Source organism: Dendrosporobacter sp. 1207_IL3150, assembly GCF_036763085.1.
GTDB lineage: Bacteria > Bacillota > Negativicutes > DSM-1736 > Dendrosporobacteraceae > JBAIYU01.
This window is the reverse complement of the sequence record NZ_JBAIYU010000022.1, coordinates 97,604-110,835: the sequence shown is the minus strand read 5'-3', so window position 1 is coordinate 110,835 and position 13,232 is coordinate 97,604. Positions and strand designations below refer to the sequence as shown.

Genomic DNA, 13,232 nt, shown 5'->3' with positions numbered 1-13,232 from the left:
TATTATGATTGTTTCCAAAGACATTATGTCTGTCCATTTTCGTGGCATAATTAAAACCTCCCGTCATAGTTATCCTACAACAGGAGGCTTTTTGTCACAATGTCTGTTTTGCTGGGTTCAGTTCAAAGTTTCACGGGCTTTGAAAAACTAAAATAGTATGTGGTTATATTTTTTTAGAGGGGGAGGGATAAACTAAGAAAAGTTAACGAAAACTGACTCCTTCAATGGAATCACCCCATTCGATAATATATATTATTAGGGGATAATTATTATCTAATTAAATTATAAAATATTTGTCCATATTTTGCAAGCACTAATTAGATGTATTATAATAAAAATAATTTCATAGATTAAAGAAGTAAAGGGATAAAGAAGGAAAATATATATAAAAGAAGAATAGATTACAGAAGCGACTGTACTGGTATAAGGAGTGAATGAAATGCCTGTTAATCCTAGACTTAAAGATGAGCTTACTGATCAATTATTCAAAGCCATTTTATTATTAAAGAATGAAGAAGAATGCTACCAATTTTTTGAGGACGTTTGTACAGTAGGTGAATTAAAAGCCATGGCGCAACGTTTGGAAGTTGCCAGCATGCTGAAGTATGGTCATACATATGATGAAATTGTTGAACGGACAGGGGCGAGTACCGCTACAATCAGCCGAGTTAAGCGTTGTTTGCATTATGGAGCAGATGGCTATAAAACAGTCTTGCTGCGTTTGGATGAAACAAAGGATGAAGAAAAATAAAGCGGAGGTGTTATTATGAACCAAAATGAATTTGTCCCACAGATTCCTTATGGAACTAAAGATTTTTTGCCGCGCGAGGCTAGCCGGAAAAGAGCGATTGAAGACAGTCTTGCGGCTATGTTTGCGAGATGGGGATATGACGAGGTAATAACGCCTACTATAGAGTATCTTGACACATTGAAAGTAGGAGCTGGCTGTGATATGCAGCAGAGTATGTTTAAGTTTTTTGATAAGAATAATCATATTTTAGCTCTAAGACCAGACATGACAACTCCTATTGCTCGTCTTGCTGCAAGTAGGTTAAGGGAAAATACCCCACCGTTAAAATTATTTTATATTACTAATGTCTTTCGGTATGAGCAGGCTCAGGTTGGAAGGCAATGCGAATTCTATCAGGCCGGGGTAGAGTTGATGGGAGTTCCTGGACCAACTGCTGATGCCGAGGTGATTGCTTTGGCTGTGGAAGCTATGCTTGAAGCTGGACTTCAGAATTTCCAAATTAGTTTAGGTCAGGTAGACTTTATCAATGGCATTATGGAGGAAAGCGAATTAACTCACAATCAGCGCCAGCAAGTTAAGAATGCTATGATAACCAGAGATTTAGTTGGGTTGGGAGAAATACTGTCAGCAAGTAGTTTAAGCAAGTCCGTTCAAACTATGCTGCAGCAAATTCCCGTACTTCATGGCAGGGAAGATATGCTCATTCAAGCTCGCGCCATGGTTAAGAATGAAACAAGCCGAAATGCATTGGATAATCTGTCCGAAATATATGAATTATTAACAGCCTATGGTGTTGAGAAATATGTTAATTTTGACCTAGGAATCATTCGTGATTTTGATTATTATACGGGAATGGTTTTTGAAGGTTATACTCCTGGTCTTGGTTTTCCACTATGCGGTGGAGGCAGATATGACCAGATGCTGACATCATTTGGTGCCGGTGGTCCTGCTACTGGTTTTGCATTAGGAATAGAACGGGTAATGTTGGCTCTTGAGCGTCAGGGTATAGCTGTTGTTTCCGAGGAGAAAAATTACTATATTGCATGGCAGGAAGGAAACCTGTCTGCGGCAATTTTAGAATCAAATAAATTGCGCAAAGATGGCAAGCATGTTGAACTGGCATTTCACGCCCAGTCTAAGGATGAAGCAAGAAACAGTCAGGCAGCTAAAGGCTATGAAAAATTAATATATGTTGGTGCAAGTGACTGATGTTAACTCGCATAAGGCAGGTTTTATCAGCTTTTACAGCTTATATAAATAGCAAAGATAAAGCTTTTGTAGGGAAATATCTAACAAAAGCCGAGCAGGATTTGTTCTGGGGAATGAACTTGCCAGATCAGAGGCATTCATTAAATGTTGCTTATACTGCGATAAAGCTGGCAGAAGGCAGCGCAATTGATCGAATTTTACTAATTAAGTGTGCCTTGCTTCACGATGTAGGTAAAGTCAAAGGTGATGTAAGTACACTTGATAAAATTATTACTGTTGCTGCTCATATGATTGCACCAGAATGGGCGAAAAACTGGGGGCGCGAGGGGCGGGGAAGTAAAATAGATAACCTACGCCATGCTTTTTATATTTATTTCAGCCACCCGGCTAAAAGTGCAAGATTTTTGCTTGAAGCTCATTCCGGTCAGCAAGTAGTTAGTATAGTGTTACAGCATCATAAAACTCCGGCAGAACAAGACCCGCCGGAGTTAACGATATTACGGGATGCTGACAACTTACATTAATAACCCTTGGTTTTGTCGATGATGTTGACCATTTCCTGTCCGCCGCAATAACATGCGAGGTTTTCGCAAAAAAGCTTCATTGCTCTATCTAAGTAATGCGGAGATATTGCAGCAATATGCGGTGTAATAATTACATTAGGCACATCCCACAACGGAGAACTCTCAGGCAAGGGTTCATTTTCAAAAACATCTAGCGCAGCACCCTTTATTATTCCCTGGGATAAGGCGATTGATAGATCATCTTCCTTAACAATTGAGCCTCTGGCTACATTTATGAAATAGGCAGACGGTTTCATAAGTTTAAACAAGTTTAGGGTAAATAATCCCTGTGTTTGCTTAGTTTCTGGTAAGGTGACGACGACAAAGTCAGAAACTGCTAAAACCTCTTCAATTTGGTTTGATGTATATAAAGTATCAACAAAAAGTTCGGTAGTCATTTCTCTTTTACTCGCAACGACTCTCATTCCTAAACCTTTTGCTCTTTTAGCTATTTCCCTGCCAATACTGCCGAGGCCGATAATCCCGATGGTTTTCTCATGAATTTCTTCAAGCGCAGTACGCTTCCATACTCTCTGCTGCTGCTGTTTTATAAATACATTAAGACCACGAGTAAAAGCCAAAATCATGGAAATGACATGCTCTGACATCGGAATACCGTGAATGCCGCGTGAATTTGTCAGCAGAGTTGAAGAGGAAATCATTTCAGGAAACAGCATTTTTTCGACACCGGCACTCAAAGCATGAACCCAACGGAGTTTAGGTGCTTTTAAATAGAGTTCTTGAAGATCCATCCAGCCCCAGGCAACTATTATTTCAGCTGTGTCTATATATTTTTCTGCGTCAGCTAAATCACAGGAAATAATGCTGCAGCCTGGTACAGAATTTGTAATTGCAGAGATGTGCCTATCTGATAATTGATTTATAACTAGGATATTAGGGGTGTGCATTTATTTTGCCTCCTTTTCGGCTATACTCTTTAAATATACTTCTATTAAAATTAGATAAATCCTACAAGGGCGTTGACGAAGGAATAATCTAGTGTTACTATATTAATATATTAATACTTTAAATCGCTAAAGCATTGAATAAGTAGGAGGGTTTTCATGACTTCGAGTGATATGGAATATCTTACGATTGCTTTGCCTAAAGGCAAACTTTTTAAACCATCCGCCGATTTATTGGCAAAAATAGGCTATACTGCAGATGGATTAAGTGAAAACTCCCGTAAGTTAGTTATTACCAATGAGGCGGAAAAAATTAGATTTATTATTACTAAAACGGCAGATTTGCCTACTTATGTTGAATATGGAGCAGCCGATATTGGTGTAATTGGGAAAGATGTATTGCTTGAAGAAGGCAAAGATGTCTATGAGCTGTTAGATTTAAAATTTGGGTATTGTCGAATGGTTGTTGCGGTACCTCAAGCCTTAAAGCAAGAAAAACTAAGTGATTACGCACATATGAGAGTGGCAACAAAATACCCTCATATCGCTGAGCGCTTTTTTCATAGCATGGGTATTCAAACTGAAATCATTAAACTTAATGGATCGATTGAGTTAGCTCCAATGGTAGGGCTGGCAGAGATTATCGTTGATATCGTAGAAACAGGACGGACACTTAAAGAGAATCAATTAGTTGAGATAGCGCAAATAAATCATGCAACAGCCCGGTTTATTGCTAATCGGGTAAGCTTTAAAATGAAGTTTGGGCGCATTAGCAAAATGGTTGAAGATCTTAAAGTTTTGATGGAAAGTGAGGCAGCGAAGTGAGAATTGTACTTACAAAGAATTTAAGCAAACTTGAAACAGCTGACTTGCTTAAAAAACCTGCCTTTGATGAAGTTGTTTTGGGGGATGGTGCGAGGGCAAGAATCAAGGAAGCTTTTGGCTCAGATCTTTCGGCAGCACAGGTTGTTGATAAAATTATTAATGAAATACGGACTAACGGCGATAAAGCTGTTGTGAAATATACGAAACTAATAGACAGGGCTGATTTTACAAATCAGTCTTTTGAAGTAACTCCTGCAGAATTTGACGCTGCTGCTCAAGCCGTTGAAGAAGATGTATTGAGGTCAATTAAACTAGCGATTAACAATGTACGTCGCTATCATACAGAGCAATTGCCGAAATCCTGGTTGAGTTATCGCGAATATGGAGCCATGCTAGGGCAAAACTGTATACCTCTCGAAAGGGTAGGCATATATGTACCAGGGGGCACTGCCGCCTATCCATCTTCTGTTATTATGAATGCTGTTCCAGCCGCTGTTGCCGGTGTAAAAGAAATCATTATGGTTGTACCTCCAGCTAAGGATGGAAGTGTGAACCCTTATGTTCTAACCGCAGCACGCGAAGCTGGTGTAACTAGGGTCTTTAAGATTGGTGGGGCGCAAGCTATTGCTGCATTGGCCTTTGGTACTGAATCGGTGCCGAAAGTTGACAAGATAACAGGACCAGGCAATATTTTTGTGACTTTAGCTAAGAAAGCAGTATATGGATACTGTGATATAGATATGCTGGCAGGTCCTAGCGAGATTTTAATAGTAGCTGACGAAACTGCGGACCCTCGCTACATTGCGGCAGATATGCTCAGTCAAGCTGAGCATGACGTACTGGCGTCCAGTATTGTAATAACCAATAGTGAAGAATTAGCCGATAAAGTTGCTCGGGAAGTTGAAGTTCAGCTAGCAAAGCTTCCACGTCAAGAGATTGCAGCCGCATCAATAGAGACTAATGGGTTAATAATTGTTTCAAAAGATATCTTAGAGGCTGTGGAACTTGCGAACATATCGGCTCCTGAACATCTTGAAATACTTACAGCAGAGCCTTTTAAGCTGCTGCCCTACGTTAGGCACGCAGGTGCAGTCTTCTTAGGACCATACTCACCAGAGCCGCTAGGAGATTATTTTGCTGGTCCAAACCACGTATTGCCTACAGGAGGAACAGCACGCTTTTATTCTGTTCTTAATGTAGAAACTTTTATGAAAAAAACAAGCATCATTGCTTATACTAAGCAAGCTCTGGCGGCAGTTAGCGATGATATTATACGACTTGCGTCAGCGGAAGGCCTAGAGGCACACGCTAACGCTATAAGGGTAAGAGGTGAATGATATGTCAAAATATAGACCAGGCTTAGAGCAGCTTCCTACTTATTCTGTTGAAGAAAAAGAGTGGGATATAAAGCTTGACGCAAATGAAAGCAATCTTAATCTTCCTCCTTTAGTATATGAAAGACTTGTGAATAGACTGTCATTCATAGACTTTAATCGTTATCCAGACATGGGAATGAAGAGCTTAAAAGAACTAATCGCGCAAAACTTTAATTTAGATATAGATAATATTCTTATAGGCAACGGCTCTAGTGAGATATTAGAGAAACTTTTTTATGCCTTTGGCGGACCTGGGAGGAGTATCGTTTTTCCTACGCCTTCTTTTTCTATGTATAATATTTATGCTAAGTTAACCGAAAGTATTGCAATACCAGTAGAATTAGAACAAGACTATTCGCTTAAGCCTGATAAAATAACTGCTGCTGCCAAAGCTTCCGGTGCAAAACTTATTATACTTTGTACACCAAACAATCCCACTGGAAATGCCATGCCACAGCAGGATATTGAAAATATAGTTGCTAGTGTTGATTGTCCGGTAGTAGTTGACGAGGCTTATTTTGAGTTTCATGGCGAAACCTCAGCAGGACTGCTTAAAAAATATCCTAATGTTATTATTGCTCGGACTTTTTCAAAAGCCTATAGTTTTGCTTCAGCAAGAGTAGGTTATATGGTTGCAGATTCCGATATTGTCAAAATGGTTGGTAAAGTATGCATGCCATATCATGTAAATTCATTATCTTTAGCTGGAGCGGAAGTTATTTATCAAATGAGAGATGAGTTCGTGCCCTACATTAAACAAACCATTGCTGAGCGTAAACGTCTCGAAGTTGCTTTAAAGTTATTACCAGGAGTTATTGTATATCCATCAGAAACGAATTTTCTGCTTATTAAGCTGCCTAATGCTGCCGAGCTAAATCAATACCTGTCTTCTAAAAACATTGGAATTCGTGATTTTAGCAATGCACCTAGTTTAACAGACTGTCTGCGTATATCGATCGGAACGGCAGACGAAAACGATGCTTTATTAAAATCTATTAAAGATTACCTGGAAAGAGGTTAATATTATGATTCGGTCGGCTCAAATAGCTCGTAAAACAGCAGAAACAGATATAAAGCTGCAGTTTGATATAGACGGAAATGGAAAATCGGTAATTAACTCAGGGGTAGGTTTTTTCGACCATATGCTTGTGTTATTTGCAAAGCATGGTTTATTTGATCTAACAGTCAATTGTGACGGTGATTTAGAAGTCGATTGTCATCATACCATTGAGGATATCGGTATCGCTTTAGGGCAGGCCCTGTCAAAAGCATTAGGGGATAAAGCCGGGATAAAACGCTATGGGACAGCTTTTGTACCTATGGATGAAGCTTTGGCTATGGTTTCTCTTGATATCAGTGGCCGTCCGTTTTTAGTTTATGATGTTGTTATTCCTTCGCAAAATATCGGAACATATGATAGTGAAATGACTGAAGAATTTTTACGTGCACTGGCTTTTAATGCTGGTCTGACATTGCACATTAAATTACTATCAGGAAAAAATTCTCATCATATAGTCGAAGCTATTTTTAAGGCATTAGGCCGCGCTTTGGATGAAGCAACGCGTAAAGATGAACGAATTGTTGGTGTTATGTCGACAAAAGGAACGCTATAAAGAGCGATTACGGAGGAATTAAGATGATTGCGATAATTGATTATGGAATGGGCAATCTGTATAGCGTTGAAAAAGCGTTTGTTAAATTGGGAGCTGAAGTGGTTGTTACTAGCGATTCTGAGACAATCGCAAAAGCAGATAAAGTTGTGTTGCCAGGGGTTGGAGCCTTTGGCGACTGTATGAAGAATCTTTCTGATTCGGGATTAATTCCTGTAATTAAAACGGTGATTGAAAAAGGTACACCCTTTTTAGGAATATGTCTTGGGCTGCAGCTTTTATTTGAGGGAAGTGAAGAAAACCCTGGTGTTCAGGGCTTGGGAATCTTTCCTGGCCAGGTAAAAAGGATAGTTGCTCCTAATTTAAAAATCCCGCATATGGGTTGGAATAGTTTAGAAATGCGCAGTACAAGCCCGTTGTTTAGCGAGCTGCATCCAAAATCGTATGTCTATTTTGTGCACAGCTATCACGCTGTACCGCTTGAAGATAATATTGTTACCGCCGTTACTGATTATGGTGGGCCTGTTACAGCTGCTGTGGGAAAAGGAAATATTCAGGCTGTGCAGTTTCATCCTGAGAAATCAAGTACTGTTGGTATGGAGATTTTACAAAATTTTATAAAAATATAATAAAAAGTTTTGAATAGCTTTTTGCGGTAACAAGGAGTGACTTACATGATTATTTTTCCAGCTATTGATATAAGAGGCGGCAAGTGTGTTCGTCTAACTGAAGGACGGTTTGATCAAGAAACAATTTTTGCTGATAATCCGGCAGATATGGCTAAACGTTGGACAGATGAAGGTGCAGAGTACTTGCACGTTGTAGATTTAGATGGAGCTTTAGCTGGTAAATCAGTTAATCTGGACGCCATTAAAGCAATTGTTGATAGTGTAAGTATTCCGGTACAGTTAGGGGGCGGAATAAGAACCCTCGAAAATATAGAAAATCTGCTTTTGTTAGGTATAGACAGGGTCATACTGGGATCAATCGCCGTAAGACAGCCAGAGCTTGTAAAGGCTGCATGCAGAGAGTTTGATAGTAAAATCGTAGTTGGCATAGATGCCCGCAATGGTGAGGTAGCCGTAGATGGCTGGGGTGTTACCGGTGGAATAAGTGCGGTAGAATTGGCTAAAAGAATGGCTGATGTTGGCGTAGCTCGCATTATATATACTGATATATCTAGGGATGGGACTCTTTCGGGAGTTAATGTTCCAGCTACTGCATCGCTAGCTCGTGTTGCTGGTATTCCTATAATTGCCTCAGGCGGCGTAAGTGGTATTGCAGATATTATAGCCGTTAGAGAAGCAGCGCAGGATGGTATCGAGGGAGTAATTGTTGGTAAGGCCATTTATACAGGCAGTCTAAGTCTGCAGGAGGCCCTAAGAGAGGCTAGAGGAGTGTGAACTCATGTATACTAAGAGAATAATCCCCTGTCTTGATGTTAAGGATGGGAGAGTTGTTAAAGGCACTAATTTTGTCGGCCTTAGAGATGCGGGTGATCCTGTTGAGCTTGCGAATATTTATGATAAAGAAATTGCAGATGAATTAGTTTTCTTAGATATAACAGCTTCTTATGAAGAACGAAATACTATGGTGCAGGTTGTTCAGCAGACGGCTTCGCAAGTATTTATTCCATTCACCGTTGGGGGCGGCATCAGAACGTCAGAAGATATTCGCCGCATGCTAAAAGCCGGTGCCGATAAAGTTTCTTTAAATACTGCTGCGATTAAGAACCCCATTATTATTGCTGAAGGTGCTCAGCGGTATGGCAGTCAATGTATTGTACTGGCAGTTGATGCTCGGCAGACTGGACAGGATAAATGGGAAGTTTACATTAATGGAGGACGTACGCCTACTGGCCTTGACGTTTTAGAATGGGTTAAGAAAGGTACCGAACTTGGCGCAGGTGAAATACTATTGACAAGCATGGATAAGGATGGCACCAAGGATGGATACGATATAGCCTTGACTAGAGCTGTTTCAGAAGCTGTTAACGTACCAGTGATTGCTTCAGGCGGTGCGGGTGAAATGGAACATTTTTATGATGTTTTAACAGCTGGAAAAGCTGACGCCGTACTGGCCGCTTCGGTATTCCATTATGGCCAATTCACTGTACGACAAGTTAAAGAATATCTTAAATCACGTGGGGTGGAGGTACGGCTATGAACATAGATAATATTAAATTCGATTCAAACGGTCTTATCCCAGCTGTAATTCAGGATAATACTACAAATACAGTTTTAATGCTGGCCTATATGAACAAAGAAGCTCTTGCCAAGACGATACAATCAGGGGTGACGTGGTTCTATAGTCGCAGCCGTAAATCACTCTGGCAAAAAGGTGAAACATCAGGAAATGTTCAAAAAGTTTTAGAAATGTATTATGATTGTGATGCAGACACTCTGCTAGTCAAAGTAGAGCAGTCAGGTGCTGCCTGTCACGAAGGAACCTTCTCTTGTTTTAGCCGCAGACTGGGTGAAACTGAAAGTAGTAGCGAAAAATTATTTAATGCCGAAGAAGTATATGGTAAATCTTTGTCAACTGTACTGCATGAGTTGTATAATGTAATTATGGATCGTAAAACAAATCCTAAAGAAGGTTCTTATACAAACTACTTGTTTGATAAAGGGCAGGACAAAATTCTAAAAAAAGTTGGCGAGGAATCTGCAGAAACAATAATTGCTTCGAAAAACAATGATAAAGGTGAACTGTTATACGAGATGGCTGATCTTTGGTATCACTGTCTTGTGCTATTAGCTCACCATGATGTTAGTCCAAGCGAGCTGTTGGAGGAATTGCAGAAACGGAGGAAGTAGTTTTAATGGGTAATACAGTTGGTAAAGAATTTATGTTACGTACACGCTATGCATACTTAGAAGGTACCGGTCAATCTCAAGGGCACACTCAGCCAGAATTGGAACTGCCATTTGACAGTACAGGAAATATAATAAAACTTCCGGAACCAGACCTTCTACCTGATACCAATGTTAATTTTCTAGAATTAGTTGAGATGAGGTCAACTTCAAGGAAGTATAGCGATGAGCCGATAACTTTAGCAAATTTATCACAACTATTATGGTGTACACAGGGCGTAAAATTAGTCATGCCGGATTCAGCAACCTTTAGAACAGTTCCTTCAGCAGGAGCTAGGCATGCCTTTGAAACCTATTTGCTTGTAAATAATGTTGAGGGCTTAAAGCCGGGCTTATATCGTTTTTTAGCAATAGATCACAAGCTTATTGAAATAACTACTGCAGATAATATTACTGATGAAGTAACTGCTGCACTATTAAATCAGCAGCAAGTTAAAAAAAGTGCGGTGACCTTTATTTGGACGGCGGTAACCGCTCGTATGACCTGGCGATATGGAGAGCGAGGTTATAGATATTTGCATCTTGACGCTGGTCATGTTTGCCAAAATCTCTATCTGACGGCTCGGATACTAAATTGCGGCGCTTGCGCGATTGCTGCTTTTGATGATGAGCAGATCAATCAAATACTAGGTATTGACGGACAAGAGCAATTTGTTATTTATGCAGCCACAGTTGGTAAGTAACTAATATATAACCCGTGGTGGAAGCAGGCTTTCATCGCGGGTTTTTTCACTATCTAACGAGTAGACTAGCTTCTCGTGTTATTTCAGTATATGCTAATTTAAATTTAAGAATAGTAAAACTACTATTTTGAAGAAGATTAAGAACAATAGAATTTTACGGGGTATTGTTAATGGCAAAGAAAAAAAGTAACAAAAAGAGTAACAAATATCTATGGATTGCTGCTATAGCTGCGTTAATAATAGCAGTGTTATATTTTTATGGTACTAATAAGACTGATAATAATCGGCAGCGCTTTGATATTGAGAAGAGCGGGGCAGCTTCAACGGCAGATTTTTCTAAAGCTTCACATAAAGTTCACGCGGCTGTTGATAATGCGTTAAGCAAGCATAGAGTCACTGCAGAGCATAATAAAGAAGAAGTTAAGGAAGTTCCCCGCACTGGTGTTGAAGGAAAAATACGTTGGCACTATAGGGAGTTATCTATAGAAAAGACTTCTGATACGACAATTGAGACGATTAAGAATGATTTAACAGCTTTAGTAAAAACAGCAGGTGGCGAGGTGTTATCTTCCCAGCCTGATCATTATATGGGCTTACCAATAATAAGAATGGATATAGGTATTAGAGATAATTTGGGCGGCGAGCCAGTTACTATTGTAACTGATAAAATAATTATTTCCCGGGAAAAAACGACAATACCTAAAGAAAATGTCAAAATAAGCGGCGAGTTAGCAATAGTAATTGATGATTTTGGCTATACCAAGGAAGTAATAGGTGCCTTTACTGACATAAATAAGCCCTTAACTTTTGCTGTAATCCCATATCGGCCATACAGTAATGAAGCGGCTACGAGGGGGCTTAGTTCAGGAAAGCAAGTAATATTACATCTACCAATGGAGCCGCTGGCTTCATCTGAGCAATCCGAGGAAAAGACCATTACAGTTAATATGACTGATTCTGATATCCAAGCTTTTGCCTCTAAGGCCATACAAGCGGTTCCTGGCATCATCGGAGTAAATAATCATCAAGGATCACGAGCTACGGCAGCTAAGCGGGTTATGCTTAATGTAATAAAAGTAGTAAAAAACAATAGTTTATTTTTTATTGACAGCCGTACTAACAGTGAATCGGTGGCTTTTGCTACAGCTAGGCAGCTGGGAGTTAAAACAGGTGAAAATAACATATTTCTTGATAATGAAGATGACGTTAATGCAATAAAAAAACAGCTGCGCAGTGCTGGTCAAATAGCTGGTCGTTACGGCAATGCAATAGCGATTGGTCATGCAAGAATAAATACGGCCAAAGCTATAACAGAGATGATACCGGAATTAGAAGCTAGCGGGATAAGACTAGTATTTGCGTCTAAGCTGCTGAAATAAATTAAAACTTTAATTCTTCACAATTTCTTCATAATGTCTTCATAACTTTTTCACATTTGTTTGTTATATTTAAGTCAGAACAAATAAGGGGGAATGGTTATGAGTATGACACATTATATGGAGTTATTAGCAGTAAATCAGCCATGGAACTTGATAATATATATGGTTATTCCTGTAGCACTAGCTGAAGCTCTTGTTGCAACAGAATTTTTCGTAGTGTTTCATCATCTGAAATCCGGTGCTTTACGCACACTAAATAAGTGGCTTGGCATAATTCTAGGCTTTTATTTTATGGGTATTTTTCTTCAACTTAGCTTTAGCGTTGTTCCGAACATAGAGTGGCGTGGTCCGGCTGATATTTTGGCTGTTGGTTCTTACCTAGCAGGTGTAGTACCGTTATTCGCTATAGCGCTCCTGGAGCTAGGGGTAATAGGTTCAAGAAAAACCGACGAAGAAAAGATGAAATTACATTTTATACTTTTGACAATATTCCTTGTTGTAGCACACGTTGCTATGGTATTCGGAATGCTAGATCCGCAGATTTTAGGTTGGAACTCTAGCGGTTCTAATATAATGCATAATCACTAATAAGTAAAAAGTCTGTCCTTTCAAGGGCAGACTTTTTACTTATTAGCAGCAGTAATGGCGTTAGGTATTGTTTTTATATCCCTGTCGGGTTTGTTATGAGATATTGGAAAAGGCTAATACTATTGACGGACATTAATAAAATGAAATATAATTACTGTATACCCCACGGGGGTATAGTAGGGAGGCGCGAGATGTTAACGGAAAAAGAGAAAAGCGATATGAGACAAAGGCTAAAAAAAGTAGCCGGTCAAGTTAATGGCATAGATAAGATGCTTGAAGATGACCGTTATTGTGTGGATATCGTACAGCAAATATTAGCTGCTCGGGCGGCGCTTAACCGCGTAGCCTTAATTATACTGGAAAGCCACGCCAAAAGCTGTGTCGTCACAGCTATTAAGGAAAACCGTGCAGAAGAGAGTATTGACGAGCTTCTTAGTGTGCTAAAGCAGTTTAGCCGATAATATAAAATC

General features: G+C 39.6%; 16 protein-coding genes. 15 read left to right on the top strand and 1 reads right to left on the bottom strand.

Features of this window, described 5'->3' with window-relative positions; translation table 11 throughout:
* The first annotated feature begins 439 nt into the window (after nt 1-439).
* The 3 genes from V6C17_RS12375 to V6C17_RS12365 are packed head-to-tail and all read left to right on the top strand — an operon-like array spanning nt 440 to nt 2,484.
* Nucleotides 440-751: a YerC/YecD family TrpR-related protein gene (locus V6C17_RS12375; RefSeq protein WP_333522890.1), complete on the top strand. Its 312-nt coding sequence runs from the start codon at nt 440-442 to the stop codon at nt 749-751.
* A 15-nt stretch (nt 752-766) separates the two neighbouring features.
* The gene (hisZ, locus tag V6C17_RS12370; protein ID WP_333522889.1) at nt 767-1,960 is read left to right on the top strand and encodes an ATP phosphoribosyltransferase regulatory subunit; all 1,194 of its coding nucleotides are present in this window, start codon (nt 767-769) and stop codon (nt 1,958-1,960) included.
* Complete coding sequence (locus V6C17_RS12365; protein WP_333522888.1) at nt 1,960-2,484, top strand: HD domain-containing protein; 525 nt, start codon at nt 1,960-1,962, stop codon at nt 2,482-2,484. The genes hisZ and V6C17_RS12365 overlap by 1 nt, the downstream gene beginning before the upstream one ends.
* Here V6C17_RS12365 and V6C17_RS12360 read toward each other — a convergent pair.
* Nucleotides 2,481-3,431 (bottom strand): D-2-hydroxyacid dehydrogenase, encoded by a 951-nt coding sequence (locus V6C17_RS12360; protein ID WP_333522887.1) that lies wholly within the window; start codon nt 3,429-3,431, stop codon nt 2,481-2,483. The two genes, V6C17_RS12365 and V6C17_RS12360, sit on opposite strands and share 4 nt — an antisense overlap.
* A gap of 156 nt (nt 3,432-3,587) precedes the next feature.
* On the opposite strand from V6C17_RS12360, the gene hisG reads away from it, so the two are divergent.
* The 12 genes from hisG (at nt 3,588) to V6C17_RS12300 (ending at nt 13,223) form a co-directional block, all read left to right on the top strand.
* Nucleotides 3,588-4,253, top strand: coding sequence for an ATP phosphoribosyltransferase (gene hisG, locus V6C17_RS12355; protein WP_333522886.1), 666 nt, complete (start codon nt 3,588-3,590; stop codon nt 4,251-4,253).
* Nucleotides 4,250-5,590, top strand: a complete 1,341-nt coding sequence (gene hisD / locus V6C17_RS12350) for a histidinol dehydrogenase (RefSeq protein ID WP_333522885.1) — start codon at nt 4,250-4,252, stop codon at nt 5,588-5,590. Before hisG ends, hisD begins: the two co-directional genes overlap by 4 nt.
* A 1-nt stretch (nt 5,591) precedes the next feature.
* The gene (hisC, locus tag V6C17_RS12345; RefSeq protein WP_333522884.1) at nt 5,592-6,650 is read left to right on the top strand and encodes a histidinol-phosphate transaminase; all 1,059 of its coding nucleotides are present in this window, start codon (nt 5,592-5,594) and stop codon (nt 6,648-6,650) included.
* A gap of 4 nt (nt 6,651-6,654) precedes the next feature.
* Nucleotides 6,655-7,242 carry an imidazoleglycerol-phosphate dehydratase HisB gene (gene hisB / locus V6C17_RS12340; RefSeq protein ID WP_333522883.1) on the top strand — a complete coding sequence of 196 codons (588 nt, stop codon included), beginning with the start codon at nt 6,655-6,657 and terminating at the stop codon, nt 7,240-7,242.
* A gap of 23 nt (nt 7,243-7,265) precedes the next feature.
* Complete coding sequence (hisH, locus tag V6C17_RS12335) at nt 7,266-7,868, top strand: imidazole glycerol phosphate synthase subunit HisH (RefSeq protein ID WP_333522882.1); 603 nt, start codon at nt 7,266-7,268, stop codon at nt 7,866-7,868.
* Between the two features lie 45 nt (nt 7,869-7,913).
* Nucleotides 7,914-8,642: a 1-(5-phosphoribosyl)-5-[(5-phosphoribosylamino)methylideneamino]imidazole-4-carboxamide isomerase gene (hisA, locus tag V6C17_RS12330; RefSeq protein WP_333522881.1), complete on the top strand. Its 729-nt coding sequence runs from the start codon at nt 7,914-7,916 to the stop codon at nt 8,640-8,642.
* Between the two features lie 4 nt (nt 8,643-8,646).
* Nucleotides 8,647-9,405 (top strand): imidazole glycerol phosphate synthase subunit HisF, encoded by a 759-nt coding sequence (gene hisF, locus V6C17_RS12325; protein ID WP_333522880.1) that lies wholly within the window; start codon nt 8,647-8,649, stop codon nt 9,403-9,405.
* Entirely contained in the window at nt 9,402-10,055 is a 654-nt protein-coding gene (gene hisIE, locus V6C17_RS12320) for a bifunctional phosphoribosyl-AMP cyclohydrolase/phosphoribosyl-ATP diphosphatase HisIE (protein WP_333522879.1), read from the top strand. The genes hisF and hisIE overlap by 4 nt, the downstream gene beginning before the upstream one ends.
* A gap of 5 nt (nt 10,056-10,060) precedes the next feature.
* Nucleotides 10,061-10,795, top strand: coding sequence for a SagB/ThcOx family dehydrogenase (locus tag V6C17_RS12315; RefSeq protein WP_333522878.1), 735 nt, complete (start codon nt 10,061-10,063; stop codon nt 10,793-10,795).
* Between the two features lie 170 nt (nt 10,796-10,965).
* On the top strand, nt 10,966-12,174 hold the full coding sequence (locus V6C17_RS12310; protein ID WP_333522877.1) for a divergent polysaccharide deacetylase family protein: 1,209 nt from the start codon (nt 10,966-10,968) through the stop codon (nt 12,172-12,174).
* Between the two features lie 99 nt (nt 12,175-12,273).
* Nucleotides 12,274-12,762 (top strand): DUF6803 family protein, encoded by a 489-nt coding sequence (locus V6C17_RS12305; RefSeq protein ID WP_333522876.1) that lies wholly within the window; start codon nt 12,274-12,276, stop codon nt 12,760-12,762.
* A 191-nt stretch (nt 12,763-12,953) separates the two neighbouring features.
* Complete coding sequence (locus V6C17_RS12300) at nt 12,954-13,223, top strand: metal-sensitive transcriptional regulator (RefSeq protein WP_333522875.1); 270 nt, start codon at nt 12,954-12,956, stop codon at nt 13,221-13,223.
* Nucleotides 13,224-13,232: the final 9 nt, after the last annotated feature.

What these genes read in the sequence shown, in the direction of transcription:
- V6C17_RS12300 (WP_333522875.1), top strand. Translation starts at nt 12,954, where the DNA reads ATGTTAACGGAAAAAGAGAAAAGCGATATGAGACAAAGGCTAAAAAAA.
- V6C17_RS12375 (WP_333522890.1), top strand. Translation starts at nt 440, where the DNA reads ATGCCTGTTAATCCTAGACTTAAAGATGAGCTTACTGATCAATTATTC.
- V6C17_RS12310 (WP_333522877.1), top strand. Translation starts at nt 10,966, where the DNA reads ATGGCAAAGAAAAAAAGTAACAAAAAGAGTAACAAATATCTATGGATT.
- V6C17_RS12315 (WP_333522878.1), top strand. Translation starts at nt 10,061, where the DNA reads ATGGGTAATACAGTTGGTAAAGAATTTATGTTACGTACACGCTATGCA.
- hisC (WP_333522884.1), top strand. Translation starts at nt 5,592, where the DNA reads ATGTCAAAATATAGACCAGGCTTAGAGCAGCTTCCTACTTATTCTGTT.
- hisF (WP_333522880.1), top strand. Translation starts at nt 8,647, where the DNA reads ATGTATACTAAGAGAATAATCCCCTGTCTTGATGTTAAGGATGGGAGA.
- V6C17_RS12360 (WP_333522887.1), bottom strand. Translation starts at nt 3,431, where the DNA reads ATGCACACCCCTAATATCCTAGTTATAAATCAATTATCAGATAGGCAC.
- hisA (WP_333522881.1), top strand. Translation starts at nt 7,914, where the DNA reads ATGATTATTTTTCCAGCTATTGATATAAGAGGCGGCAAGTGTGTTCGT.
- V6C17_RS12305 (WP_333522876.1), top strand. Translation starts at nt 12,274, where the DNA reads ATGAGTATGACACATTATATGGAGTTATTAGCAGTAAATCAGCCATGG.
- hisH (WP_333522882.1), top strand. Translation starts at nt 7,266, where the DNA reads ATGATTGCGATAATTGATTATGGAATGGGCAATCTGTATAGCGTTGAA.
- hisG (WP_333522886.1), top strand. Translation starts at nt 3,588, where the DNA reads ATGACTTCGAGTGATATGGAATATCTTACGATTGCTTTGCCTAAAGGC.
- hisIE (WP_333522879.1), top strand. Translation starts at nt 9,402, where the DNA reads ATGAACATAGATAATATTAAATTCGATTCAAACGGTCTTATCCCAGCT.
- hisZ (WP_333522889.1), top strand. Translation starts at nt 767, where the DNA reads ATGAACCAAAATGAATTTGTCCCACAGATTCCTTATGGAACTAAAGAT.
- V6C17_RS12365 (WP_333522888.1), top strand. Translation starts at nt 1,960, where the DNA reads ATGTTAACTCGCATAAGGCAGGTTTTATCAGCTTTTACAGCTTATATA.
- hisB (WP_333522883.1), top strand. Translation starts at nt 6,655, where the DNA reads ATGATTCGGTCGGCTCAAATAGCTCGTAAAACAGCAGAAACAGATATA.